This is a genomic window from Actinomadura fulvescens (genome assembly GCF_039533225.1).
In the GTDB taxonomy this organism is placed as follows: domain Bacteria; phylum Actinomycetota; class Actinomycetes; order Streptosporangiales; family Streptosporangiaceae; genus Spirillospora; species Spirillospora fulvescens.
Map to the genome: position 1 here is coordinate 59607 of NZ_BAAATD010000006.1, position 24761 is coordinate 84367.

22 protein-coding genes are annotated in these 24761 nt (G+C 70.3%); 15 read left to right on the forward strand and 7 right to left on the reverse strand.

Annotation, left to right across the window (positions count from 1 at the left end; all coding sequences use genetic code 11):
- Positions 1-7: 7 nt before the first annotated feature.
- Complete coding sequence (locus tag ABD333_RS22585) at positions 8-2467, reverse strand: MFS transporter (RefSeq protein WP_344543859.1); 2460 nt, start codon at positions 2465-2467, stop codon at positions 8-10.
- 121 nt (positions 2468-2588) lie between these two features.
- Between ABD333_RS22585 and ABD333_RS22590 the strand changes: the two genes are divergently transcribed.
- The 4 genes from ABD333_RS22590 to ABD333_RS22605 all read left to right on the forward strand — a co-directional run bounded on the left by ABD333_RS22590 (position 2589) and on the right by ABD333_RS22605 (position 8078).
- Complete coding sequence (locus tag ABD333_RS22590; RefSeq protein ID WP_344543861.1) at positions 2589-3206, forward strand: TetR/AcrR family transcriptional regulator; 618 nt, start codon at positions 2589-2591, stop codon at positions 3204-3206.
- A gap of 130 nt (positions 3207-3336) precedes the next feature.
- Entirely contained in the window at positions 3337-4392 is a 1056-nt protein-coding gene (locus ABD333_RS22595) for a DUF8094 domain-containing protein (protein WP_344543863.1), read from the forward strand.
- Between the two features lie 180 nt (positions 4393-4572).
- Complete coding sequence (locus ABD333_RS22600) at positions 4573-7194, forward strand: alpha/beta fold hydrolase (RefSeq protein WP_344543865.1); 2622 nt, start codon at positions 4573-4575, stop codon at positions 7192-7194.
- A complete protein-coding gene (locus ABD333_RS22605) occupies positions 7194-8078 on the forward strand; it encodes an ABC transporter permease (protein WP_344543867.1) in 885 nt (294 codons plus the stop codon). The genes ABD333_RS22600 and ABD333_RS22605 overlap by 1 nt, the downstream gene beginning before the upstream one ends.
- 28 nt (positions 8079-8106) lie before the next feature.
- Here ABD333_RS22605 and ABD333_RS22610 read toward each other — a convergent pair whose 3' ends face one another.
- Positions 8107-8646 (reverse strand): isochorismatase family protein, encoded by a 540-nt coding sequence (locus tag ABD333_RS22610; protein WP_344543870.1) that lies wholly within the window; start codon positions 8644-8646, stop codon positions 8107-8109.
- Between the two features lie 555 nt (positions 8647-9201).
- Complete coding sequence (locus ABD333_RS22615) at positions 9202-9546, reverse strand: VOC family protein (protein WP_344543872.1); 345 nt, start codon at positions 9544-9546, stop codon at positions 9202-9204.
- 100 nt (positions 9547-9646) lie between these two features.
- Here ABD333_RS22615 and ABD333_RS22620 point away from each other — a divergent pair, with 100 nt between their 5' ends.
- A complete protein-coding gene (locus tag ABD333_RS22620) occupies positions 9647-10150 on the forward strand; it encodes a GNAT family N-acetyltransferase (protein WP_344543874.1) in 504 nt (167 codons plus the stop codon).
- Here ABD333_RS22620 and ABD333_RS22625 read toward each other — a convergent pair.
- Positions 10147-10524, reverse strand: a complete 378-nt coding sequence (locus ABD333_RS22625) for a nuclear transport factor 2 family protein (RefSeq protein ID WP_344543876.1) — start codon at positions 10522-10524, stop codon at positions 10147-10149. The genes ABD333_RS22620 and ABD333_RS22625 overlap by 4 nt on opposite strands.
- A gap of 196 nt (positions 10525-10720) precedes the next feature.
- Here ABD333_RS22625 and ABD333_RS22630 point away from each other — a divergent pair, with 196 nt between their 5' ends.
- Positions 10721-11959, forward strand: coding sequence for a lipase family protein (locus tag ABD333_RS22630; RefSeq protein ID WP_344543878.1), 1239 nt, complete (start codon positions 10721-10723; stop codon positions 11957-11959).
- 90 nt (positions 11960-12049) lie between these two features.
- Here the strand turns inward: ABD333_RS22630 and ABD333_RS22635 are convergent, their stop codons facing one another.
- Both ABD333_RS22635 and msrA read right to left on the reverse strand, forming a co-directional pair.
- Positions 12050-12385, reverse strand: a complete 336-nt coding sequence (locus tag ABD333_RS22635) for a hypothetical protein (RefSeq protein ID WP_344543880.1) — start codon at positions 12383-12385, stop codon at positions 12050-12052.
- A gap of 25 nt (positions 12386-12410) precedes the next feature.
- The gene (gene msrA, locus ABD333_RS22640) at positions 12411-13061 is read right to left on the reverse strand and encodes a peptide-methionine (S)-S-oxide reductase MsrA (RefSeq protein WP_344543882.1); all 651 of its coding nucleotides are present in this window, start codon (positions 13059-13061) and stop codon (positions 12411-12413) included.
- A gap of 87 nt (positions 13062-13148) precedes the next feature.
- Between msrA and rarD the strand changes: the two genes are divergently transcribed.
- The 9 genes from rarD to ABD333_RS22685 all read left to right on the forward strand — a co-directional run bounded on the left by rarD (position 13149) and on the right by ABD333_RS22685 (position 22972).
- On the forward strand, positions 13149-14060 hold the full coding sequence (rarD, locus tag ABD333_RS22645; protein ID WP_344543884.1) for an EamA family transporter RarD: 912 nt from the start codon (positions 13149-13151) through the stop codon (positions 14058-14060).
- Between the two features lie 105 nt (positions 14061-14165).
- On the forward strand, positions 14166-14576 hold the full coding sequence (locus ABD333_RS22650) for a hypothetical protein (protein ID WP_344543886.1): 411 nt from the start codon (positions 14166-14168) through the stop codon (positions 14574-14576).
- A 466-nt stretch (positions 14577-15042) separates the two neighbouring features.
- Positions 15043-16419 carry a cytochrome P450 gene (locus ABD333_RS22655; RefSeq protein WP_344543888.1) on the forward strand — a complete coding sequence of 459 codons (1377 nt, stop codon included), beginning with the start codon at positions 15043-15045 and terminating at the stop codon, positions 16417-16419.
- An 84-nt stretch (positions 16420-16503) separates the two neighbouring features.
- On the forward strand, positions 16504-17394 hold the full coding sequence (locus ABD333_RS22660) for a terpene synthase family protein (protein WP_344543890.1): 891 nt from the start codon (positions 16504-16506) through the stop codon (positions 17392-17394).
- A complete protein-coding gene (locus ABD333_RS22665; RefSeq protein WP_344543892.1) occupies positions 17391-19004 on the forward strand; it encodes a prenyltransferase/squalene oxidase repeat-containing protein in 1614 nt (537 codons plus the stop codon). The genes ABD333_RS22660 and ABD333_RS22665 overlap by 4 nt, the downstream gene beginning before the upstream one ends.
- Before the next feature lie 228 nt (positions 19005-19232).
- Complete coding sequence (locus ABD333_RS22670; RefSeq protein WP_344543894.1) at positions 19233-21593, forward strand: sensor histidine kinase; 2361 nt, start codon at positions 19233-19235, stop codon at positions 21591-21593.
- Positions 21590-22003, forward strand: coding sequence for a roadblock/LC7 domain-containing protein (locus ABD333_RS22675; RefSeq protein ID WP_344543896.1), 414 nt, complete (start codon positions 21590-21592; stop codon positions 22001-22003). The genes ABD333_RS22670 and ABD333_RS22675 overlap by 4 nt, the downstream gene beginning before the upstream one ends.
- A complete protein-coding gene (locus ABD333_RS22680) occupies positions 22003-22392 on the forward strand; it encodes a DUF742 domain-containing protein (RefSeq protein WP_344543898.1) in 390 nt (129 codons plus the stop codon). Before ABD333_RS22675 ends, ABD333_RS22680 begins: the two co-directional genes overlap by 1 nt.
- Positions 22373-22972 carry a GTP-binding protein gene (locus ABD333_RS22685; RefSeq protein ID WP_344543900.1) on the forward strand — a complete coding sequence of 200 codons (600 nt, stop codon included), beginning with the start codon at positions 22373-22375 and terminating at the stop codon, positions 22970-22972. Before ABD333_RS22680 ends, ABD333_RS22685 begins: the two co-directional genes overlap by 20 nt.
- 780 nt (positions 22973-23752) lie before the next feature.
- Here the strand turns inward: ABD333_RS22685 and ABD333_RS22690 are convergent.
- On the reverse strand, positions 23753-24757 hold the full coding sequence (locus ABD333_RS22690) for a polyprenyl synthetase family protein (RefSeq protein WP_344543902.1): 1005 nt from the start codon (positions 24755-24757) through the stop codon (positions 23753-23755).
- Between the last annotated feature and the right edge of the window lie 4 nt (positions 24758-24761).

Genomic DNA, 24761 nt, shown 5'->3' on the forward strand with positions numbered 1-24761 from the left:
CGGGGCCTCAGTCGTCCGGGTGGCCGAGCCGCACGTCGTAGCGGTCCTGGCCGCCGCCGCCCGACAGCGACAGCGTCGTGGCCACCGGCGGGTAGCCGGAGGCGATCACGGTGTACCGGCCTCCGGTCAGGTCGGCGAAGGCGTACTCGCCGTCCGAACCGGTGATCATCATCGCGACGACGTTACCGGCGCCGTCGACGAGCGTGACCCGTGCGTCCCCGAGGGGTTCCCCGGCCGGGCCGCGCACGGTCCCCCGCACGCTCGCGCCCGGCAGCAGGTCCACGTCATGACGCGTCTGCCCTTGCCCGGCGACCTGGACCAGCACGGCGGCCGGGCGGTGTCCCGCGGCACTCACCGCGAGCGTGTAGGTCCCGGCGGCCACGTCCGTGAACGTGAAGCCGCCGTCGCCCTCGGTACGCGCCCTGCCGACGACCTCGCCGCGCACATCGGTGACCACGACCATCGCGCCGTCGACCGGTACCCCGTCGCCGCCGCGGACCGTGCCGGCCAGGCCCCCGTTGCCGGCGAGCCGCAGGTCGTGCTCCAGCGGCCGGTCGCCCGTGACGAGGGTGACGGCCTCCGGCTCGTGGTCGCCCGCCGCCGCGATGAGCACGTACGTGCCGGGGCCGGGCGTCCGCATCGAGTACGCGCCGCCGGTGTCCGAGCCGGTCCGGGCGAGCTGGTGCCCGGCCACGTCGATCAGGGTCAGCGCGGCCCCGGCGACCGGAGAGCCGTCGACGCCACGGACCACTCCCCGGATCTCACCGTGGGTCTCGCCGCCCGGCGGCTCGCCGGGAGCGGGGACCGGCGAGCCGGAGGCGGCGGGGCCTGGTACTGCGGCGTTGCGCACAACGCCGTTCGGTGCGACGCCGCTCGGCCCGAGGCCGTTCGGTGCGCCGCCGTTCGGCGCGCCGCCGCCCGTGTGCTCCGCCTTCGCGTGCTTGGCGGCGGATCCGCGCAGCGGCAGCTCCTTCAGCAGGACGACGGCCAGGAAGCCGAGGACCGCGATCGGGATGCCGACCGTGAAGACCGACTCCAGCGCCCTGGTGAAGGACTCCAGTACGAGTCCCTTGAACGGCTCGGGCAAGCTGTGCACCTGGTCGGGCGAGCCGAGCGCCGTGCCTCCGGCGGGCGGCCGGACGTGCGCCGAGGCCAGCGCGTCCTTGAGCTCCGCGGTGAACCGGTTGCTGAGGATGGCGCCGAACGCGGCCACTCCCATCGCACCGCCCAGGTTGCGGAAGAACGAGACACCCGAGGTCGTCGCGGCCAGGTCGGCGGGCGCGGAGGCGTTCTGCGCGGCGAGGATCAGGATCTGCAGCGTAAGGCCGAGCCCGACGCCGAGCACCGCGACGTCCGCCCCGATGACGAGCTTGCTGGAGTCGGTGTGCAGCTGGGAGAGCATGAACATCGACCCGCCCACGAACAGCAGCCCGAGCACCGGGAAGATCTTCCAGTGGCCGGTCCGGGTGACGATCTGCCCCGAGCCGGTCGAGGTGATGAACATGCCGATGACCAGGGGCAGCGTCATCAGGCCCGAGGCCGTGGGGCTCATGCCCTTGACGATCTGCAGGTACTGCGGCAGGTAGATCATGCCGCCGAACATCGCGATGCCGACGCACAGCGAGCCGATGCTCGCCAGCACGAAGGTCCGGTTGCGGAAGAGCCGCGGCGGCAGGATCGGCTCGCTCGCGAGCCGTTCGGCGAACAACGAGGCCACCAGCAGCACCGCGCTGGCCACGCCGAGCGCGTACGTCCAGGTCGAGTTCCAGTCGAACTCCTTGCCGCCGAGCGAGAGCAGCACCATGAGCGCGGTGGCGCTGCCGGTGATGGTGAACGCGCCGAAGACGTCGAGCCGGGTGTCGCGCCTGACCCGCGGCAGCTTGAGCACCTTCTGGATCACCAGGAACGCGACCACCGCGAGCGGGATGCAGACGTAGAAGCACCAGCGCCAGCCGAGGCCGTCGGTGTCGACGATGAAGCCGCCGAGCAGCGGCCCGGCCACGGTGGCCACGCCGAACACCGCGCCCATGTAGCCCGCGTAGCGGCCGCGTTCGCGCGGCGGGACGACGTCGCCGAGGATCACCTGTGCCAGGGCCGAGAGGCCGCCGACGCCGAGGCCCTGGAACGCGCGGGCCGTGATGAGCTCGGCCATGTTCTGCGACATCCCGGCGCCGACCGAGGCGAGCACGAAGATCAGCAGGGCGCTCTGGAACATCAGCTTGCGGCCGAAGATGTCCGACAGCTTGCCCCACAGCGGGGTCGAGGCCGTCATCGTGAGCAGCGAGGCGCTGGCCACCCACGCGAGCTGGTCCTGACCGCCGAGATCGCCCACGATCGTCGGCAGCGCGGTGCCGACGACCGAGGTGGAGATCATCGCGGTCAGCATCGCCATCATCAGCCCGGCGAGGATCTCCAGGATCTGACGATGGGTGTAGACCGGCCGTGCCTGGTCGTGGGCCGCCGTCACCCCCGGCCTCCGGCCCACCACGCCTGCTTGCGACACTCCACGAACCCCCGCTCATTACCTGTGCTTTGCACATATCCTATGTATTCACCTGTTTACTTGCAAGCGGAGGGATACTGGAACGGTGCTGACGCAGGCTGACCAGGAGCAGACCGGCCCGATCCGGGCGAAGCGGCCGAAGCGGGATCGGGAGGCGACCCGTCGGCGGCTGCTGGAGGCCGCCCGCGACCTTTTCGGCGAGCACGGCTACGACCACGTCTCGGTACGGATGATCGCGGCCGCCGCGGGCTCGAACGTCGCCCTGGTCAACCGCTACTTCGGCTCCAAGGCGTCCCTCTTCGGCGAGGTCCTCGCGGGCGAGTCGGTCCTGGAGAAGGTCGTCCAGGGTGATCCCGCGGGCCTCCCGCGCCGTCTCGCCGAACATGTCGTACGCCAGGTGCACCGCGGCCCGTCGAGCCCCGTACCGCGCATGCTCGACCGCTCCATCGGCAACCCGGAGATCCTGCCGATCCTCCAGCAGCACCTGGAGACGATGCTGGTCGCTCCCCTGACCGAGCAGCTCACCGGGCCCGGCGCCCGGGCCCGCGCCACGCTGGCCGCCACGATCATCATGGGCGGCGGTCCGGTCCGGCGGCTGCTCGGCCTGGACGACCTGCGGACCGCCGACCCCGCCGAGCTGACCGAGCGCCTGACCGTCATGTTCGACGCCGCGCTGTCTCCCGGCGTCCGCGAGAGCAAATAGCGGCAATCTCCGCCAGATGTGACGTTTGCGGCGTAACGGACGCTGAAGCTCCTGGACCGGGACGCGACCCGGCCACACGCTGAGCTCACGGGGCCCGGCCAGGTGCCCGTGTCACCCCCTGGAGACTTCTTTGTCCGCCCACAACTCACCCGGCCATCGCCCGCGACCGGTCGTGCGGATCACCGCGGCGCTCGCGATCCTCGTCTCGACGACGACGAGCGCGTGCCTGAACGGCGACAGCGAGAAGCCGGCCGTCGCACGCCCCGCCCCGCCACCGCCGCCGCCCACCCGAGCCCTCACGGAGGCCGAGGTGAAGGGCGTGCTGACGAGGTTCGCCGCGCGGTCGAACCTGCTCCACAGGACGCTCGACCGCAGGACGGCCGCCACCGCCTACACGGGCTCGTCGCTGCAGATGGAGCTCGCGAAGTACCGGGTCTTCAAGGCCAACCGGGTGCGATTCCAGCAGGCGAGGTACGGGGCGATCGTCGGCGCGACCCCGAAGTTCTCGGCGCATCCCAAGTGGTTCTTCGCGGCGATGACCGACAGGGGCACGAGGCCGGCGGTCCGGGACATCGTCGTCTTCGTCCAGGACAAGCCCGGCGGGCCGTGGCTCGCCGCGTACACCCCGCTGGCGACCAAGCCCGTGAGCGGCCCGCTCGTTCCCGGCATCGACGTGGCCGACGTGCCGGACGTCGTTCCACCGGGTGATCCCTCGCTCGCGATGCCTCCCGTTCAGGTGTCGGCGGCCCTCGCCGATGTGATCAACCAGGGAGGCAGGAGCCCTCACCTCCGGGCCTTCGCCGTGCCCGCGTGGGCCAAGACCAAGCGCACCAGCCTGATGTCGGACCGCAAGACCTTCCGTTCGCTCGGCTGGAGGGGCGAAGCCAGCTACTCCGCGTCGCAAGCGCCGGTGTACGCGGTCCGGACGAAGTCGGGCGGAGCGCTGGTCTGGACGGCGGTCGAGCTCAAGGAGGACTTCCGGCGGGCAGGCGGTGGCCGGGGCGTCACCTGGAAACACTCGACCTGGGGAGATCTCTTCAAGCCCTTCACCGGCCGGTCGAGCATGAAGAAGGCCATCACGACCGTCGAACGCATCGAGGTGCTGGCGTACGTGCCGCCGAGAGGACGAGGCAAGGTCCGCTTCTTGGCCAACCGGTGGGCACCCATCGCGATCACCGGGAACTGACGGCCTCCGCTACGCCTGGAGGTGTAGGAGAGGGCCGGTCTGTACGGCGGCGGGCGCAGGGCGGATCCGCAACGGGGCGGAGGATGACGCGGGCGCCCGCCACATAGGGTTGTCGACCATGAGGCTGTGCCACCAGCGGCGAGCGGGCCGCACGCGAGCGCAAGGCGAGGTCCCCGGGCCGTGAAGGTGACGAACACGGCCAAACGGCTCAGGGAGCGGTGGGACAGGGCCGGCCGGCGTGCACGCTGGACGACCGCGGCAGGGACCGTGGTCGTCCTGGTGGGCGGCGGCCTGGCCTGGGGCCTGGCGGCCGGCGGCGACACGCCGGTACGCACGCTGGAGCAGCGCATCTCTGTGCTGGACGGCCCCAAGAACGACCAGCGCGTCACCCTGGACACCACGTTCTACCGTCCGGTCGGCCGGGCCAAGGGTCCGGCGGTCATGCTCGGGCACGGCTTCGGCGGCTCGAAGGAGGACGTCCGGGCGGAGGCCGAGGACCTGGCGCGCGACGGCTACGCCGTGCTGGCCTGGTCGGCCCGCGGGTTCGGCAAGTCGACCGGGGAGATCGCGCTCAACTCGCCCGACTACGAGGTCAAGGACGTCCGGCAGCTGATCGACTGGCTGGCGAAGCGGCCCGACGTCCAGCTCGACGGGCCGGGCGACCCGCGGGTGGGCATGGCGGGCGAGTCGTACGGGGGCGCCATCGCGCTGCTGACCGCCGGGCACGACCGGCGGGTGGACGCGATCGCGCCGCAGATCACCTGGAACGACCTGGCGGACGCGCTGTTCCCCAACGCCACCGGCGAGGGCCCGGGCAACGGCGTCTTCAAGAAGCTGTGGGCGGGGATCTTCTTCTCCAGCGGCATCGGCGAAGGACCCGGCACGCAGGACAACCCGTGCGGCCGGTTCATGCCCGCCGTGTGCGACATGTACCAGGAGATCGCCGAGACCGGACGGCCCACCGCCGAAGCGGTCGAGCTGTTGCGGCGGTCGAGCCCGGCCGCCGTCGCCGGCCAGATCAAGGTTCCCAGCCTCATCGTCCAGGGCCAGGCCGACTCTCTCTTCCCGCTCGACCACGCGCACGCGAACGCCGAGGCCGTCGCCCGCAACGGCGCCCCGGTCTCGGTCGTCTGGTACCAGGGCGGGCACGACGGCGGTGACCCGGAGACCGGCCGTGTCCGGGGGCTCGTCCACGACTGGTTCGACCGCTACCTCGAACGCGGGAAGCCCTCGGGAAGCTCGGCGAACGACGGGTTCACGGTCACCCGGGCGGGCGGCATCGACTCCTCGACACAGTCCGTCGTGATCGAGGCGGCGGGCACCCGCACGTACCCGGGCCTGGCGTCCGGCACCCGCACCCTGGCCCTCACCGGGCGCGAGCAGACGATCCACAATCCGGCGGGCGGCTCGCCCGCCTCCATCTCGGCACTGCCCGGCCTGGGCGCGCTGGGCAACCTCGGCGACCTGGGCGGCGCGGGGCTGACGAGCCAGCTGCCGATCGACATGCCCGGGCAGTCCGCCACGTTCGACACGGCCCCGCTCACCGACCCCGTCCAGCTCACCGGCGCCGCCAGCGTCCGGATCAAGGTGACCGGCAAGGGCGACGTGCCCCTGTTCGCCAAGCTGTACGACGTCGCACCGGGCGGCGCGACTCCGGCCCGGCGGCTCGCCGCTCCGCTGCGCGTGGCGAAGGCCGACGGGGGCCGTGAGGTCACGGTGACCCTGCCCGCCATGGACTACCGGTTCGACCGCGGACACCGGCTGCGGCTGGTGGTGGCCACGACCGACATGGGCTTCGCGACGCCGCCGCGGCCCGCCACGTTCAAGGTCGCGGCGGTCTCCGGGCTTACCGTGCCGACCGTTCCGTCACTGCACACGACCGCCGCGCCGCTGCCCGGCTGGGTCTGGGTCCTCCCCGGCGTCGCGCTCGCGGTGGCCGCCGGGATCCTGGTCACCGGCCGCGGCCGTCGCGGCAGGGCGGCCGAGGCGTTCGACCCGGCGCGCGCCGACGTGCCGCTGCAGATCACCGGCCTGACGAAGGCGTACAAGAACGGCCACCTGGCCGTCGACGACCTCGGCTTCAGCGTCGAGAAGGGGCAGGTACTCGGGCTGCTCGGCCCCAACGGCGCGGGCAAGACCACGACGCTGCGCATGCTCATGGGGCTCATCCACCCGGACGCCGGCGAGATCCGGATCTTCGGGCGCCGGGTGACGCCGGGCGCGCCGGTGCTGTCGCGGCTGGGCTCGTTCGTCGAGGGCCCGGGGTTCCTGCCGCACCTGTCGGGCCGCGACAACCTCGACCTCTACTGGCGGGCCACCGGACGGCCGTCCGGCGAGGCACATCTCGACGAGGCGCTGCGGATCGCCGACCTCGGCAGCGCGCTCGACCGCGCCGTCCGCACGTACTCCCAGGGCATGCGCCAGCGCCTCGCGATCGCCCAGGCCATGCTGGGCCTGCCCGATCTGCTCGTGCTGGACGAGCCCACCAACGGCCTCGACCCGCCCCAGATCCGGGAGATGCGCGACGTGCTGATCCGGTACGCGGCGGCGGGCCGGACGGTCATCGTCTCCAGCCACCTGCTGTCGGAGGTGGAGATGACCTGCACGCACGCCGTGGTCATGTCGCGCGGCCGGCGGGTCGCCGCCGGGCCGGTGGCCGAGATCGTCGGCTCGGGCCGCCGGCTGGAGGACGCGTTCCTGGAGATCATCGGCACCGAGAACGGCACGGGCGACACCACCGGGGTCGGGACGGGCGTGGACGACACCGCGAAGGTCGCGGGCAACGGAAGGGGTGAGGCGTGATGAGCACGACCACGCCGCTCAACGGCCGCCAGGCCGCCGCCGCCCCGGAGACCGGGCCGGGCTATGACGTGCGGCATACGCTGCCGCTGCGCGTGGAGGTCGTCCGGCAGTTCCGCCGGCGGCGCACGCTCGTGGCGTTCGGCATCCTGCTCGTGCTGCCGTGGATCCTGGTCGCCGCGTTCAAGATCGGCGGCGATCCCGGACCCGACGGCATCCCGAGCCTGGTGGACGTGGCGACCTCCAGTGCCCTCAACTTCGCGTTGTTCGCGCTCTTCGTCTCGGTGGGCTTCCTGCTGGTGGTCGCGGTGGCGCTGTTCTGCGGCGACACCGTGGCGAGCGAGGCGGGCTGGTCGTCGCTGCGCTACCTGCTGGCCGCGCCGGTCCCGCGGGCGCGGCTGCTGAGACAGAAGCTGATCGTGGCCCTGGGATACGCGGCGGTCGCGGTCGTGAGCCTGCCCCTGATGTCGCTGGTCGCGGGCACGGTCGCGTTCGGCTGGGGCTCGGTGGAGCTGCCCACGGGCGGCTCGGTGCCGGTCTCCACCGCCGTCGGCCGGATGGGCATCATCGTCGGGTACGCGCTGGTGAGCCAGCTCGTGGTGGCCGCGCTGGCGTTCCTGCTGTCGGTCACCACCGACTCGCCCCTGGGCGCGGTCGGCGGGGCGGTCGGCCTGGTGATCGTCAGCAACATCCTCGACGCGGTCACCGCGCTGGGCGACTGGCGCGACTTCCTGCCCACCCACTGGATGTACTCCTGGATGGACGCCCTGCAGCCGCAGATCCAGTGGACGGGCATGGCGAAGGGCACCGCGATCTCGCTGACCTACGCGCTCGTCCTGTTCGCCCTAGCCTTCCGCCGTTTCCGTACTCGCGACATCGTCTCCTGAGCCCGCCAGGCGAGCCGTTGGACAGGTGTCAGGCGGGCTTGGTGCGGAGTGCGGGCAGGATGTCGTTCGTCGTACAGACCGTGCCAAGCAGCGGGAAGATCTTGCCGACCGCGAAGTCGTGCAGCTCCGCGCTGAACGAGGCCATGGCGTCCTCCGGGAACAGCACGTCGTAGCCGAAGTCGCTCGCCGTGCGGGCCGTGGACTCGACGCCGGCGTTGGTCATCAGCCCGCACACGACGACGGTGCCGATGCCCTGGCCCCGCAGCTTGTCGTGCAGCTCGGTCTCGTGGAAGGCGTTCCAGGCCCGCTTGGTGATCAGCAGGTCGCCCGGCCGCGGCTCCATCTCGCTGACGAGCTCGCTGCCCGGTGGCTGTTCGGGGACGCCGGGACGTTCCGCCTGGACGATCACTACGAGGCCGCCGTTCTCCCGGAAGGCGTCGGCCAGCCGCATCGCCTGCCGGACGACGTTCGCGCCCGTGGCGGGGCCGGTCTCCATGCCGACGATGCGCACCTGGAGATCTATGACGATGAGCGCCGTACGGGGGGCGTCGATGGTCAAGTCAGTCATGTAGCGGCATTCTAGAGAGCGTGTCCGAAGCACAGACCGTACGGGAGATAGCACTCTCTCTTCCAGGCACCCAAGAGAAGCCGCCCGCCGGGCGGCTCGTGGCCGAGTACGACGCCGGCTGAATCGGCGGTGGCCGGGATCGGCCGCGCCATCTCACCCCTTACCGGCCGACACTCACCGTACGCACCCGGATACACCGCGCGAGAGCGGCTTCCGGAAATTCGGTCGAAGAGGTCGAGGTTGTCGCATAAGCTCAGCGAACCTCACCGAGGTCGGCGCCGTCCTACCCAGTGAGTGCGACATCGGCTCGATCGGCGGGTTAACTCCGACCGCAACGGGGGAGATGATCACCATGGCACGGCAGCAGCTCATCAAGCGCCCACGACCCCCACGTCAACCGAGCCCGCTCGACCTCCGGTCTCCAGCCGGTCGTCTTCTGCCCTACTGAGCGCCTCTTGACGTACTGACGCCATAACGACAGCCTCCTCCGCCTCCCGCGGAGTCACACGGGACGCAGGGCCCCCTCGACGGCGAGGGGGCCCTGCGGCGTTTCCGTCACCGATGGCCGAGCACGTTGATCACGTGGCCGTCGGGGTCCCGGACGAAGAACCTGCGCACTCCCCAGGGTTCGTCGCGCAGCTCGTACACGATCTCCTGCCCGGCCTCGACCATCGCCTCGTACGCGCCGTCCACGTCGTCCACCTCGACGCTCATCGTGGGCTGCGGCGCCGGCTCGTCGTGGCGGACGAGGATGATCTGAGCGGTGGGATTGTCCGGCGAGGCCAGCGTGGACACCCAGCCGAGGTTCATCACCTCCCGCAGCCCCAGCCGCGCGTAGAACGCGCGGGCCGCCTCAAGGTCGGCAGACCGCAGATCGGGCACCACCCGACGGATTTTCATCCCACACCCTCCAAGGTCATCTCATGGTCCGGCCTTCGTACCACGACCGGAGGGTCACGTGACGCGGAGAACCCGCCCCATGATCCACATACTGGAGATCATGAGCATCCTGGAGACGGAACGCCTGATCCTGCGCCCCCTCGCCGGCACCGACTTCGACGACTACGCCGCGATGCTGGCCGACCCGGAGGTCGTGGACGGTCTCGCCGAGCCGGTCGGCACCTCCCCCGACGACGCCTGGCGCAGCCTCGCCACGTTCATCGGGCACCGCGAGATCCGGGGCTTCTCGCACTGGGCGGTCGTCGAGAGGTCCACGGGCCGCTTCGCCGGACGGGCCGGACCGTGGCGGCCGCACGGGTTCCCGGGCCTCGGCGTGGGCTGGTGCCTGGCCCGCGAGCACTGGGGCAAGGGGTACGCCACCGAGGCCGCCCGCGCCGCCGTCGCGTACTGCTTCAGCGATCTGGACGTGGACGAGGTGATCTCGGTGATCGTCCCCGGCAACGCCCGTTCGATCGCGGTGGCCGAACGCATCGGACACCGGCACCTGCGCGATACGGAGTACCGGGGAAAGACCGTCCACATCTACGGCCAGCAGCGCGGCTAGCTGCGTACGCCCGCCCAGACCGAACGGAGGGGATGGGTGTCGTAGACGATCGTGAGGCGCTCGATCCGCCCGTCGCCGTCGAACTCGATCACGTCCACGCAGTCGAACGTGGTGGCGCTGCCGTCGGCGAGCGTCCAGTCGTACTGGAAACGCACCGCCACCCGGCGTGGATCGCTGTCGGAGGTGAACGTGTCGACCGGCGTGATCTCTGAGCGTTCGGTGTCCTCGAACAGGCCCGTGTAGAAGTCGGCCGCGGTCATCCGTCCGTACAGCGGCGACTCGACCACCGCGCCGCCGGCGAAGAGGGACAGCACCCCGTCGAGGTCACCGGCCGCGAGCCGTTCGAGGTATTCGGCCACCCTGTTGTCAGACATTCCCCACCTTCGCACGAAACTTCGCCCACGATCAGCTCCCCATTCTGGAGGCGGGCGTTGGGCGAGGCCAACGGCCCCGGGTGTGACGTGGCCCCAATCGTTGTAGCCGGATGACTATTGGACCAGGGGTCCACTTGCCTAGGGTCAGGTGACCGTCACCGGGACGGTAACGGGGGACGACGAAAGGTTCCGGACCATGTCCACCCGACTTCGCCGCGTCCTCGGCGTCATGCTGGTCTCCTGCCTGGGACTGGCAGCCCTTCACGGGAACGCCGACGCCGCGCCGCAGGTCCCGCCCTCCCAAGATCCCTTCTACACGCCGCCGTCTCCCCTGCCCGCCGGGAAGCCGGGAGACATCATCAGGTCACGCCCGTCCGTCTTCACCGTCGACCCGTTCGGCAAGACGCCCTTTGGCGGGGTCAAGTCGTGGCAGGTGCTCTACCGCTCCGAGTCGGTCCAGGGAGCGCCCATCGCGGTCTCCGGCACCGTCCTCGTTCCGACCAAGGCCTGGACGGGCACCGGCAAGCGTCCCCTCGTCTCCTACACGGTCGGCACCCGTGGCCTAGGCGACGCGTGCGCCCCCTCGTACACCCTCACCCAGGGCCTCGACTACGAGGAACTCTTCATCGCCGACGCCCTCAGCAAGGGCTGGGCCGTCGCGGTGACCGACATGGAAGGCCTCGGCACCCCGGGGCAGCACACGTACGAGGTCGGCGGCTCGCAGGGCAAGGCCGTCCTCAACATGGCCCGCGCCGCCCAGCGCCTCCCCGAGGCCGACCTCGCCAACGCGCCCACCGGCATCTGGGGCTACTCGCAAGGCGGAACGTCGGCCGGCTGGGCCGCCCAACTCGCCACGACGTACGCCCCCGAACTCCAGCTCAAGGGCGTCGTCGCGGGCGGCGTTCCCGCCGACCTGCGCGCCGTGGCCGACAACCTCGACGGCAGCCTCTTCATCGCGCTGATGTTCATGGCCGCCGTCGGTTACGACACCGCCTACCCCGAGCTGAACCTGGACCGCTACCTCAACGACAGGGGCCGCGCGCTCCTCGCCAAGGCCAAGGACGTCTGCCTGCTGAGCTTCGACGGCGTCGCCACGCTCTTCGACACCGCGTTCAAGAAGATCAGCGACTACACGACCACCAACCCCCTCCAGACGCCCGAGTGGCGGGCGAGGCTGGACGCGAACAAGCTGGGCGCCACGGCCCCCAGCGTCCCGGTCTTCCAGCCGCACGCGACGTTCGACCAGATCATCCCGCTGAAGCAGGCCGACGAGCTCCATAAGAGCTGGTGCGCCAAGGGCGCCAACGTCACGTGGAAGACCTACCTGCTCGCCGAGCACGTGCTGGGAGCCCTGCAGAGCGAGCCGGACGCCGTCGCCTTCCTGGGCGACCGCTTCGCGGGCAAGCCCACCCAGGGCAACTGCTCCGCCACCTGACCCCGCCCGGCGAACGGGCAGCCCGCAGCGGGCTGCCCGTTCGCCACCGCCCTACGAACGGCTCGAAGGACCGGGCGCCCGGTAGCTCGGCTAGCTGATCCGCTTAGCGTCACCCTGGCGCTCGTCGCCCGTAGCAAAGAACGCCGTGAGGTATTCCTCAGGTTCAAGCTCATTGTCACGGACCAGGGAGAAGACCTCCGCGCCCTCCGTGATGCTCTCGTCATCGCCGATGAAGAAGGCCTGCGCCAGCCCGAGATACTCGCCGCCGAGCAGAGCAGCACTTTCACGTGCTGCTCGCTCTGCCTTAACGATCGCCTCGTCGAAGGAGTCCGCTCGCCAGATGGTGATGCTCTCCTCATAGGGCCGCCCGGCAGCCTGCTCCCAACGAAGCAAGCAGCGAACTCCGTACCAGCTTGCCTTGGCCACAGGCGCTCCCAGTTCTAGGTACGAGCTACTCGGCGGGAGCGATGCCCACCGGGCAGGACAAGCCGGTGCCGCCTAGGCCGCAGTAGCCGTTGGGGACCTTGTGGAGGTACTGCTGGTGGTAGTCCTCGGCGAAGTAGAACTCGGTGGCTTGGGCCAGTTCGGTGGTGATGGGGCCGTAGCCGGCTGAGGTGAGGACCTTCTGGTACGCGTCGCGGGAGGTTTCGGCGGCTTTTTGCTGGGTCTCGTCGCGGTAGAAGATGGCCGAGCGGTATTGGGTGCCTACGTCGTTGCCCTGGCGCATGCCTTGGGTGGGGTCGTGGGCTTCCCAGAAGACGCGCAGGAGGTCTTCGTAGGAGACCTTGGTGGGGTCGTAGACGACTCGGACGGCCTCGGTGTGGCCGGTGCGGCCGCTGCAGACCTCTTCGTACGTGGGGTTGGGGGTGTATCCGCCCTCGTAGCCGACGCTGGTGGAGAGGACGCCCGGGGTCTGCCAGAACTTGCGTTCGGCGCCCCAGAAGCAGCCCAGGCCGAACTCGGCGATCTCCGCGCCCTCCGGGTAGGGAGGCGCCAGGGGGCCGCCCAGGACCTCGTGGCGCGGCGGCACCGGCATGGGCTCGTCGCGGCCCGGGAGAGCCTTGTCGGGAGTGATCATCTCGGTCTTCGCGAATCCGAACACCTCTTCAGGCTAGCTCGCGGACGCGGGCTCTGCGCCGTCATTAGTGTGTTGGATTTTGACTGCTTACGTCCTGATACTGTGCACCTCGTGGTGAACCGTCGCGGAATGGTGTTCGGCGTCGCGGCCTACGTGCTGTGGGGCCTGTTTCCCCTCTACTGGCCGCTCCTCAAGCCCGCGGGCGCGATGGAGATCCTCGCGCACCGGATCATGTGGTCCCTGGTCGCGGTGCTCGCCATCCTCGCCGTCCGCCGCAACTGGGGCTGGATCCGGAGCCTCACCGCCCGCAAGCTCGCCATCCTGACGCTCGCCGCGGCGGTCATCACGGCCAACTGGGGCACCTACATCTACGCCGTCAACACCGGGCACACCATCGAGGCGGCCCTCGGCTACTTCATCAACCCCCTCATCAGCGTGCTCCTCGGCGTGGTGATCTTCCGGGAACGGCTGCGCCCCTGGCAGTGGCTGGCCGTGGGGCTGAGCGTGGCCGCCGTCGTCGTCCTGACGGCCGACTACGGCCGGCTGCCGTGGATCGCGCTCGTCCTGGCTTTCTCGTTCGGCACGTACGGGCTGATGAAGAAGTTCGCCAGCATGCCGTCGGCGGAGAGCCTCGCGGTGGAGACGACGGTGCTCTTCCTGCCGGCGCTCGGCTTCGCGCTGGCGCTCCAGGTCCAGGGTGACGGCGCGTTCGGGCACGAGGGCACCGGCAACATGGCGCTGCTCGCCGCCGCCGGCGTGGTGACCGCGATCCCCCTGATGCTCTTCAACGCCTCCGCGGTGCGGATCCCGCTGAGCACGATCGGCATGCTGCAGTACCTGGCGCCCGTCCTGCAGTTCCTCATCGGCCTGCTGGTGCAGCACGAGGAGATGCCGCCGAGCCGCTGGGCGGGCTTCCTGCTGGTGTGGGCCGCGCTGATCATCCTGACGGCGGACGGTGTGCGTGCCGGACACCGCACCCGGCGTGCGGCCCGCGCGGAACGGATCGTCGCCGAGGCGGCCTGATCGCCACAACTTTTCCGGGATTCCGCGCATCTCTATTGTCAAGCGCCGCGAAGCCACTAGAGTGCCGGACGTCACACGGACGTCACCTTGATCCAAGGAGAACCCTTGCGCCTGCTCAGCCTCAGCGCCTTGGGAACGGCCCTTATCGCGGCCGGTCTCGTCGTCCCAGCGGTGGGCGAGGCGACGGCCGGCGGTGCCAACGGCGTCAAGGTCAGCCCGAACGTCGCCCGTCCCGGGCAGCAGGTCGACCTGACGGTCCCGGACTGCTCCGTCGGACGCACGCGGCACTGGGCCACCTCGAAGGCCTTCGCCCAGGACGTGACCCTGGGCGGCAAGGCCGATAACGGCCACGCCACCGCCACCGTCAAACGCGACCTCGCCTCCGGTACGTACGACATCGTCGCGCACTGTGACGGACGGAAGGTCTCCGGCCTCCTGAAGGTCTCCACCAAGCCGAGCCTGCCGCCCCTTCTGCCCTCCGGCCTGAGCCGCCCGGACGTGAGCTTCGGCAAGTAATACCGGCCACCCGCGCCCCATTCGAATAACCATTCGAATGGGGCGTTTCGCGTGCGGCAAAGCCCTTTACAGCTGATTTCACAATCCCACGTAAAGTCGACGGCGGCAGCGTGACCTAATCCCACCTTCGCCCGGCAGCCGACGGGATGTGCACCTGACGCCCATCTCAAGCTATGAGACATTACAGGGCGTTACGCACCGTGATGCCGTCCGTCCGGCATTCACAGGTGAACAGCTCGCGAAATTCCAAACAAGTGACGTACGCCACTCCCGGGAACATGAATCTCCTACCGTCTCAGCACTTGAACGGCTCCGGTTGATCATGTGATACTTCCCCCGAAACGCCCATAAGGCACAAGCATCACAAATTAGTAATATCCCCCGCTGACCTGCCGATCTCACCCTCCGTCCATCCCTGACCGGTGTACTTCGCCACGCTAATTTCACACTGAGGGGCTGCCCGAGAATGCCCGTCCCCGCCGACTCCGTTCCCGTCAAGAAGGCCAAGAGTTTTCCGCTCTACCGCACGGTCGCCGGGTTCGTCCGCGATCCGCTGCTGCAACTGCAACGGATCAACGAGTCGGCGGACGGAGAGCTGGTCCGGCTCGGCCTCGGCGCCTCCCGGCCCTATCTGGCGACGCACCCCGACCATGTGCAGCAGGTCCTGCGCGGCGAATCGGAGAACTTCGTCCGCGACGGCGTCTTCTGGCGCCCGCTCAACAGGCTCATGGGGGCCAGCATTCTCGCCGAAGGTGACGACTGGGAGCTCAGCAAGCGCGTGCTGCAGCCGGTGTTCACCACCCGCAACGTCAACAGGCTCACCGATCTCATGGCCACCGCGATCAACGAGGCGGTCGACCGTCTCGTCGCGCCGGGCGGCGGCGGCCGCACGGTCGACGGGCTGCCCGAGATGAGCCGGATCGTCAACGAGACAGTGATCAAGGTTCTCTTCGGCGACAAGATCTCGCCGGTCGAGTCCGACCGCCTGATCCCGGCGTTCGACCAGGTCGCCAGGTCGATCGCGTTCAGGTTCCTGCTGCCGTTCGTGCCACGCCTGATCCCGCTGCCCGGGGACCGCGCCTTCCGGGCCGCGGTCAAGATCATGGACGAGACGTTGTTCGAGCTCGTCGACCGCTACCGGAACGATCCAGGCGACGGGGACGACATCTTCACCGTGCTCTGCGGAGCGCGGGCGGCGGCGGGCAGCGAGCTCACCGACACCTGGGTCCGCGACAACCTCCTCGCCATGTTCGCGACCAGCACCGAGACCACCACCCTGGCCCTCACCTGGCTCTGGCCGCTGCTCAACGACCATCCGCACGTCGCGACGCGGCTGTACGACGAGATCGACGGCGTCGTGGGCACCGAGCGCGTGCGCCCGGACCACCTCCACCGCCTCCCGTACGTGCACCAGGTCGTCCAGGAGCTGCTCCGGCTCTATCCGGTCGGCTGGATGTTCCCCCGGATGGCGACGAAGCCGACCACCATGGGCGGGGTGCCGATCAAGCCGGGCGACGCGGTGCTGATCAGCCCGTTCCTGACCCACCGGCTCGCGTCGGTCTGGGACCGCCCGCTGGAGTTCGACCCCGACCGGTTCCTGCCGGAGAACGTCCGGGGCCGCCACCGCTACGCCTACTTCCCGTTCGGCGGCGGGCCCCACCAGTGCATCGGCAGGCACGTGTTCAACGTCGAGGCCCAGATGATCCTCACGAGCATCCTCAGCAGGTTCCGGCCGGCCCTCGCGCGCCCGATCCCGCCGATGCCGCGCATCGGCGCGACGCTGCGGCCGCGGACCAACGTCGAACTCGCCCTCGCCCCCCTGACCGGCGCGCGAGCGAGCTGATCACCCACTCGTCGGCGCCCGGTTCCGCCGGACGCCCGGCTCGGCACGTCCCACGACGACTCATCGAATGCGAGAGACCCCGCCATGCATCCGAACCCTGTCGCCGATCACCCTCCCCAGGACGCCCGCGACGCCGGCTCGATCATGGCTCAGGCGGTGCGTTGCGCTCGCGATCTCGAAAGCTGCGCGGAGGAACATCCCGGCCTCTTCGCCGCCAGGCCGTTCGATTCCACGCTGTATCACGCGGTGGCCTGCGCCAACGCGTTCGGTTCACCCGGCGTGCCCGCGGCCGGTCTGCGCGTCGCCGGGCGCACCTCCCTGTGGATCTTCGCCCTCGACTGGCTGGTCGACCACATCGCCGCCACCCGTGCCGAGATCGACGACATCACGCGGCGCTGCCTCGCCGTCGCCGACGGAGCCGCCCCCGCGGACGGCGACGAGCTCGCCCGCTTCCTCGCCGAGATCCGGGACGAGCTGGCCCTCGCCCCCGGCTTCACCGACCTGCGCGCCGACTGGCGCCGGCAGCTGCGGCGTCTGCTCGACGCCGGCGCGCGGGAATGGAGCTGGAAGTCCGGCGCGGCCCCCCGCCCGTCGTTCGCCGAGTACCTCGACAACGCCGACAACTACGGCTCGGCCTGGGTCAACATCTCGCACTGGATCGCGAGCGGCGCCCCGCAGGTGGTCGCGCACCGGGAGGCACTGCAGGCGGCCAGCCGCGAGGTGCAGCGAGTGCTGCGCCTGCTCAACGACCTGGCGACCTACGAACGGGACGTGACCTGGGGAGACCTCAACGCCCTGATGCTCGGAGTCGACCGCTCGGAGGTGACCGCGCACCTGGACCTGCTCGTCGAACGGTGCCACCGGCTGATCGAACCCATCCGCTCGGCTCACCCGGAGGCAGCCGTCTACCTGGAACGGCAGATCGGCTACAGCACGGGCTTCTACGGGATCACCGACTACTGGGGGACCCTGTGATCCCTGAGGAGATCCGGCAGGACACGTTCGCCACGTGGGACGGTCTCGATGTCGAGGCCGCGGCCCAGCGGCTCCTCGACGGGATGCTCACCTCGCCCTGGGGACTGACCACTCCCTCGGTGTACGAGACGGGCCGGCTGGTGGCGCTGGTCCCCTGGCTGACCGGCCATGCAGAGAGGCTGCGGTTCCTGCTGAGGACCCAGAACGCCGACGGTTCGTGGGGCGTCCAGCAGGCGGGATACGCGCTGGTCCCCACGCTCAGCGCCACCGAGGCCCTGCTCTGCGAGCTGTGTTCCGCGAGAACGCGGCGTTCGGCGAGCACGGAGCTGGTCAAGGCCGCCGATCAGGGGCTCCGGGCACTGTTCCGCCTGCTCGGGCGCGGCGGCGCGGCCGGGCTGCCGGACATGCCGGCGATCGAGCACATCACGCCCGTTCTCATCGACTCGATCAACCGGCGGCTCGACGGGCTCCGGGACCGGCCGGCGACCGGGATGGAGTCCTGGCAGGAATCGGCGCGGTTGCGGGCGCCCGCCGGATTCGACGGCGCCGTTCTCGACGCCGTCCGCAGGCGCCTGCGAGACGGCGGCGCCATCCCCGAGAAGCTGCTCCATGCCCTGGAGATCGCGGGCGACGCGGCCGCCGGCGCGCCCGCCGTCCACCCGCAGCCGGTCGGCACCGTCGGCGCCTCGGCGGCGGCGACGGCCGCCTGGCTCGGTGAACGCGGGGCACAGGAGGCCGATCACCCGGCCCGCCGCTATCTGGAGACGGCCGTCTCCGAACACGGCGGCCCGGTGTCCGTCGCCACCCCGATCACCAACTTCGAACGTGCGTGGGCACTCGGCTGGCTGATCCGCGCGGGCGTCCCGGTGGCGGTCCCACCAGCGCTGATCGGCGAGATGATCCGCGCCCTCGGCCCGGACGGCGCGCCGGGCGGCGCGGGGCTGCCGGCCGACGCCGACACCACGTCCGGGCTGCTGTACGCGCTTTCGCTGGCCGGCGCGCCACAGTCGCCCGACGTGCTCTGGCCTTACGAAACGGAGACGCATTTCTGCACCTGGCAGGGCGAGAACGGCCAATCCGTCACTACGAATGCGCACGCTCTGGAGGCTTTCGGGCATTATCGGGAGCTCGTTCCCGAGAGCGGGGCCGCGCACCGCTACGCGGCCGCGGTGAGAAAGAGCTCACGCTGGCTGCTCTCACAACAGGGAGCCGACGGAAGCTGGCACGATCGGTGGCATGCGTCGCCCTACTACGCGACGGCATGCGCGGCTCTCGCTCTCGGCCGATTCGGGGGCACCGGCGCGAAAAGGGCGACCGGGCGGGCGGTCGACTGGGTGCTGGCCACGCAGCATCCGGACGGTTCTTGGGGACACTGGGACGGGACGGCCGAGGAGACCGCGTACGCGATCCATGTTCTGCGCCTGTGCGGCAACGGCCATAGCGACGAGACCGCCGCCGTCGACAGGGGCGGAGCCTTCCTGCGTTCGGCGATGTGGCTCATCCACACGCCGGACGGGCTGCCGCCGCTCTGGCATGACAAAGACCTCTATACACCGTTGACCGTGGTCCGCGCCGCGATCCTGGGTGCACTCCGGCTGACGCGAACGTGAAAGTTTGTTTCGAGGAAGTGAATTAAGACACACCACCGCAGGTGACAGCTCATGGGTATTCGTTTGTAAACGGTTCACCTTGAGCGGGTTAGGCGCCGTTGGTAAGGTTCCATGGTGCGTTGAAATCGGTCATAGCCGACGCTGCGCATCTCTCCTCCATCGCGTGCCCTGCGGCTGGGTCGGATACTACGCATTGCAGGCACCTTGACAATTGTTTGGGCGATCGTAATGCGCTTCCGCAACTCCCGACTGCGGACCAAGATTGTGGCCCTGCTCCTGTCACTGACCGCCCTGTGGGCGTTCGCCGCCTGGGTGACCCTGCGGGAGGGCGTCAACCTGCTCTTCGTGACCGCCATGGACGGCGTGGTCGCGCCGAGCGACCCCATGCTGGCCGATCTGCAGCGCGAACGGCGGCTCACGCTCATCGCCATGGCGTCGGCCGGTGCCGGGCAGGACCGCCGCGCCGTCATCTCCGGCCAGCGCGAGCGGACGAACAGGAGCCGGGCCGTCGTGGTCCGCGCGGCCAACGGTGGCGCGTTCCAGCGAGCCGCCGGACCCGAGCTCGAACGCCGCACCACGCAGATGCTCAAGCTGCTGCGCGGGCTCGACGACAACCGCCGGGCGATCGACGCCGGTCTCCTCGACCGCGACCGCGCCGCCGAGGTCTACTCCGACGTGATCGAGTCGGTCTTCCGGATGTACGACGCCGCCGCGAGCCTGGACGACAAGGACTTCTCCAACGACACGCGCATCGAGATCGCGGTCAACCGGTCCTGGGAGCTCCTCTCGCAGGAGGACGCCGTGGTCGCCGGGATGCTCACGACCGGGCGGCTCACGTCCGCGGACCAGTTGAAGATCAGCCGGCTGGTGGGAGCGCGGCGGCTCGTCACCGACCGCGCGCTGGCCGACCTGCCGGACGCCGACGACACCGCCCACAAGGAGATCACCTCCAACCGGCGGCTCGCCGAGGTCCGGACGCTGGAGGACATGCTGCTCCAGAAACCCCTGACCGGGCAGCGTCCACGGATCACCGCCGAACAGTGGCGGAGCTCGACCGAGCCCGCCATCGCGCAGATGCGCCAGAGCATCCAGAACGCGGGCGACCGGCTGGTGGAGCGCGCCAAACCGATCGCCATCTGGGTCGTCGTCCGGCTGCTGCTGGCCGGTGGTCTCGGGCTCCTGGCCGTCATCGCCTCCATCGTCGTGTCGATCACGACGGCCCGGGCGCTCGTCCGGCAGCTCGAGAAGTTGCGCCAGGCCGCCTGGGAGCTGGCCGAGCAGCGGCTGCCCAGCGTCGTCGAACGGCTGGGCCACGGCGAGAAGGTCGACGTGTCCAAGGAGGCGCCGCCGCTGGAGTTCGGCGTGGACGAGATCGGGCAGGTGGGCCGCGCGTTCAACGCCGTCCAGGAGACCGCGATCCGCACCGCGGTGGAACAGGCCGAACTGCGGCGCGGCATCCGCGACGTCCTGCTGAGCCTGGCCCGCCGGACGCAGACGCTCGTGCACCGGCAGCTCAGCATGCTCGACCAGATGGAGCGCAAGCGCGACATCGACCCCAAGGACCTGCAGGAGCTCTTCCGTCTCGACCACCTGGCCACCCGCATGCGGCGCAACGCCGAGAACCTCATCGTCCTCTCCGGCGCCATCCCGGCCCGTGGCTGGCGCCGCTCGGTCCCGATGGTGGACGTCATCCGCGCGGCCGTCGGCGAGGTCGAGGACTACACCCGGGTCCAGGTCCTGCCCATCAACGACGTGGAGCTGGCGGGACGGGCCGTCGGCGACGTCACCCACCTGCTCGCCGAGCTGATCGAGAACGCGGTGACCTTCTCCCCGCCGGACACCGTGGTCCAGATCGGCGGGCATCCGGTCGCCAGCGGGTACGCGATCGACATCGAGGACCGCGGGCTCGGCATGGACGACCAGAAACTCGCGGAGATCAACGACCGCATCGCCGACCCGCCGGAGTTCAACCTGCAGAGCTCGGTGCAGCTGGGGCTGTTCGTGGTCGGCAAGCTGGCCGAACGGTACGGGCTGCAGGTCTCGCTCAAGCGCTCGGCGTACGGGGGGACAACGGCCGTCGTGGTGCTTCCTCGCGAGCTCCTGGCCGAACCGCAGGACCGCAGGTCCACCGGCCCGCGCCCGCTTCCCGCCGGAGCGACGACGCAGAACGGCCTCGCCGTGCGCCAGCCGGTGGCGGTCACGAGCGGCGGCCCCGCGCCGACCGGGCCCGTCCCGGTGCCCGCCGTCCCGGCACCGGCCGGCGCACTCTCGGTCCTGCCCGCCGTCGACGACGCCACGACGGACGGCGCCGCTCCACCCGGTCCGGCGGACGACGCTGAGGAGGAACGTCCCGTGCCCGAGGTCTCCAATACTCCGGGCGGCCTGCCGGTGCGGGTGCCGCAGGCGAACCTGGCGCCGGCGTTGAAGACCGACGAGCCGGTGGTGGCGGAGGAGCCGGACGAGGTGGATCCCGGGCGGTCGCCCGAGGAGATCCAGCGGATCATGGGCTCGTACCAGCGGGGCACGGTGCGCGGGCGGAACGAGGCGGCTGCCAGGACGGAAACGGCGGAAGGTGAGGACGAGCAGTGACGCAGAAGACGGGTTCTTCGGTGGACCTGAGCTGGTTGCTGGACGACCTGATCGGTCGGCTGCCCCATGCCCGGCACGCGGTCGTGCTGTCCGCGGACGGGCTGCTGATGGCGTCGTCGCGGGGCATCGGGCAGGACGACGGCGAGCATCTGGCCGCGGTGGCGGCCGGGATCCAGAGCCTCGCCAAGGGAGCCGGGACGCGCTTCGGCGGCGGACCCGTACGGCAGACGATCATCGAGATGCAGTCGGCCTTCATGCTGGTCACGGTGGCGGGCAAGGGGGCCTGCCTGGCGGTGCTGAGCGACGAGGACTCCGACGTGGGCCTCATCGCGTACGAGATGGCGATGCTCGTCACCAGCATGGGGCACCACCTGACCAGCCCCTCGCGCACCGCCACGGAGGATCAGTGATGCCCCCAGACGATCCCCTGCGGCAGCCGGACCGCTGGCTCGACGAGCAGGCCGGGCCGATGGTACGGCCGTACGTGATGACCAGCGGGCGCATCGAGCCGACCCGCGGCAAGTTCGACCTGATCACGCTGGTGGTGGCGCTGGCGCCGGAGACGGCGAGCGAGGTCGGGCTCGGCCCCGAGCATCTGGAGATCACGAGACTGTGCCAGTCGGTGATGTCGGTGGCCGAGCTCACCGGGCATCTCGACCTGCCGGTGGCCACCGTCCGGGTCCTGCTGGGCGACCTCCTCGACAAGGGACTCATCACCCTCCAGGAACCCGAACCGGAGGCGGACATGCACGACATCAGGCTCTACAAGGCGGTGATCGATGGTCTCCGGGCTCTCTAACGGTCGCAGGCTGCCGACGGCGGTCAAGATCGTGATCGCGGGCGGTTTCGGGGTCGGCAAGACCACGATGGTCGGCACCGTGTCGGAGACCGCCCCGCTGCGGACCGAGGAGATCCTCACCGACCAGAGCGTGGGCGTCGACGACGTCTCCGGCGTCGAGAAGAAGCAGACCACCACGGTCGCGATGGACTTCGGCCGCATAACAATCCGCGACGAGTACGTGCTCTACCTCTTCGGCACCCCAGGCCAGGAACGTTTCTGGTTCATGTGGGACGAGGTGTCGCTGGGCGCCCTCGGCGCGGTCGTACTCGCCGACACCAGGCGCCTCTCCGAATGTTTCCCGTCAGTCGACTACTTCGAGCGCCGCGGCACCCCGTTCATCGTGGCCGTCAACTGCTTCGAGGGCGCCCGCCGCTTCGACCTGGAGGAGATCCAGCAGGCCCTCAACCTGGGCCCGAGCGTCCCGGTCATGCTCTGCGACGCCCGCCGCCTCGACTCCTGCAAGGAGACCCTCATCAACCTGGTCCTCCACGCCATGAAGATCCGCGGCCTACCCGCCACCGAACCCCAAAACGTCTAGCGAGATACCTGTAGCCGCACCACGACCACACAGCGCCGACCTGCAGCCGCACACGAACGCGGCGCGCTGACCTGTGGCTGCACGCGAGCGCGGCGCGCTGACCTGTGGCTGCACGCGAGCGCGGCGCGCTGACCTGTGGCTGCACGCGAGCGCGCAGCACTGACCTGCAGCCGCACCACGAGCGCACAGCACTGACCTGCAGCCACACTGCGAGCGCGCAGCACCGACCTGCAGCCACACTGCGAGCGCGCAGCACCGACCTGCAGCCACACTGCGAGCGCGCAGCACTGATCTGCAGCCGCACCACGAGCGCACAGCACTCGCCTGCAGCCGCACCACGAGCGCACAGCACTCGCCTGTAGCCGCACCGCGAGCGCGCAGCACTGACCTAGAGCCGCACGCGAGCGCACAGCACGACCTGCAGCCGCACCACGAGCGCACAGCACTGACCTGCAGCCGCACCGCTAGCGCACAGCACGACCTGCAGCCGGACCACGAGCGCGCAGCACTGACCTGCAGCCGCACCGCTAGCGCATAGCACTCGCCTGTAGCCGCACCGCGAGCGCGCGGCGCTGACCTGTATCCGCACGCGAGCGCGCGGCGCTGAGTGGAGAACAAGCCGAAGGCGACGTTCTCCGCGAAGATCGCGAAGCGATGTCGCGCTCGCCGCTTTTGCGGTTCGGGTCCGAGCCGCCAGGCGAGGGCCCGAGGCCGCGAAAGCCAATAAGCACAGCGCGGTTCGGTCCCGAGCCGCCAGGCGAGGGCCCGAGGCCGCTAAAGCTAACCAGTCCGCGAGACTACGTAGTCGCAGAGGCCGGTGAAGGCGGCTCGGACGGGGACGTCGGGGAGGGTTTCCAGTTCGGCGCGGGCGTCTTCGGCCCAGCGGCGCAGGTCGGTGCGGGCGCGGTCCATGGCGGGGTGGGCGCGCAGGAGCGCGAGGGCCTCGGCGTGCAGCGCGTCGTCGGTGAGGTCCTGGCCGAGGAGCTCGCGCAGCCGGGCGTCGGCCGGGCCGGAGTCGGCACCGGCGAGGACGAGGTGCATCGGCAGGGTGCGGATGCCCTCGCGCAGGTCGGTGCCCGGGGTCTTGCCCGACTGCTCGGCGTCGGAGGCGATGTCGAGGATGTCGTCGGAGAGCTGGAAGGCGACGCCGATCTTCTCGCAGGCGGAGGTGATGGTGTCGACCACGTGCGGCGGGGCGCCGCCGAGCAGGGCACCGAACTGGCCGGAGACGGCGATGAGGGACGCGGTCTTGTCGGCCACGACCTGCAGGTAGTGCTTGAGCGGGTCGGCGTCCGGGGTCGCTCCGACGGTCTCCTGGATCTGGCCGCGGACCAGGCGGGCGAACGCGCGGGCCTGGATCCGGACGGCCTCGGGGCCGAGGTCGGCCAGCAGGTCGGAGGCGCGGGCGAAGAGGTAGTCGCCGGTGAGGATGGCGACGGTGTTGGTCCACCGGGCGTTGGCCGAGGGCGTGCCCCGGCGCACGGTCGCCTCGTCCATCACGTCGTCGTGGTAGAGCGTCGCCAGGTGGGTCAGCTCGACCACCACCGCGGCCGGGACGACGCCGGCCGCGGCGGGGTCGCCGAAGTGGGAGGCGAGCAGCACCAGCATGGGCCGGAAACGCTTGCCGCCGGCCTCGACCAGGTGCTTGGAGGCCTGGGTGAGCAGCGGATCCTCGCTGTGGACGGACTCCAGCAGCAGGCTCTCGACGGCCGCGAGCCGCTCCTGCACGTCCGCGGCGAGGCCGTCGTCCACGGGCAGACCGAACGGAACGGCGCTGCTACTCACCCAA

What these genes read in the sequence shown, in the direction of transcription:
- ABD333_RS22605 (WP_344543867.1), top strand. Translation starts at nt 7,194, where the DNA reads ATGAGCACGACCACGCCGCTCAACGGCCGCCAGGCCGCCGCCGCCCCG.
- ABD333_RS22670 (WP_344543894.1), top strand. Translation starts at nt 19,233, where the DNA reads ATGCGCTTCCGCAACTCCCGACTGCGGACCAAGATTGTGGCCCTGCTC.
- ABD333_RS22685 (WP_344543900.1), top strand. Translation starts at nt 22,373, where the DNA reads ATGGTCTCCGGGCTCTCTAACGGTCGCAGGCTGCCGACGGCGGTCAAG.
- ABD333_RS22680 (WP_344543898.1), top strand. Translation starts at nt 22,003, where the DNA reads ATGCCCCCAGACGATCCCCTGCGGCAGCCGGACCGCTGGCTCGACGAG.
- ABD333_RS22615 (WP_344543872.1), bottom strand. Translation starts at nt 9,546, where the DNA reads ATGAAAATCCGTCGGGTGGTGCCCGATCTGCGGTCTGCCGACCTTGAG.
- ABD333_RS22630 (WP_344543878.1), top strand. Translation starts at nt 10,721, where the DNA reads ATGTCCACCCGACTTCGCCGCGTCCTCGGCGTCATGCTGGTCTCCTGC.
- ABD333_RS22620 (WP_344543874.1), top strand. Translation starts at nt 9,647, where the DNA reads ATGAGCATCCTGGAGACGGAACGCCTGATCCTGCGCCCCCTCGCCGGC.
- ABD333_RS22660 (WP_344543890.1), top strand. Translation starts at nt 16,504, where the DNA reads ATGCATCCGAACCCTGTCGCCGATCACCCTCCCCAGGACGCCCGCGAC.
- ABD333_RS22655 (WP_344543888.1), top strand. Translation starts at nt 15,043, where the DNA reads ATGCCCGTCCCCGCCGACTCCGTTCCCGTCAAGAAGGCCAAGAGTTTT.
- ABD333_RS22625 (WP_344543876.1), bottom strand. Translation starts at nt 10,524, where the DNA reads ATGTCTGACAACAGGGTGGCCGAATACCTCGAACGGCTCGCGGCCGGT.
- ABD333_RS22610 (WP_344543870.1), bottom strand. Translation starts at nt 8,646, where the DNA reads ATGACTGACTTGACCATCGACGCCCCCCGTACGGCGCTCATCGTCATA.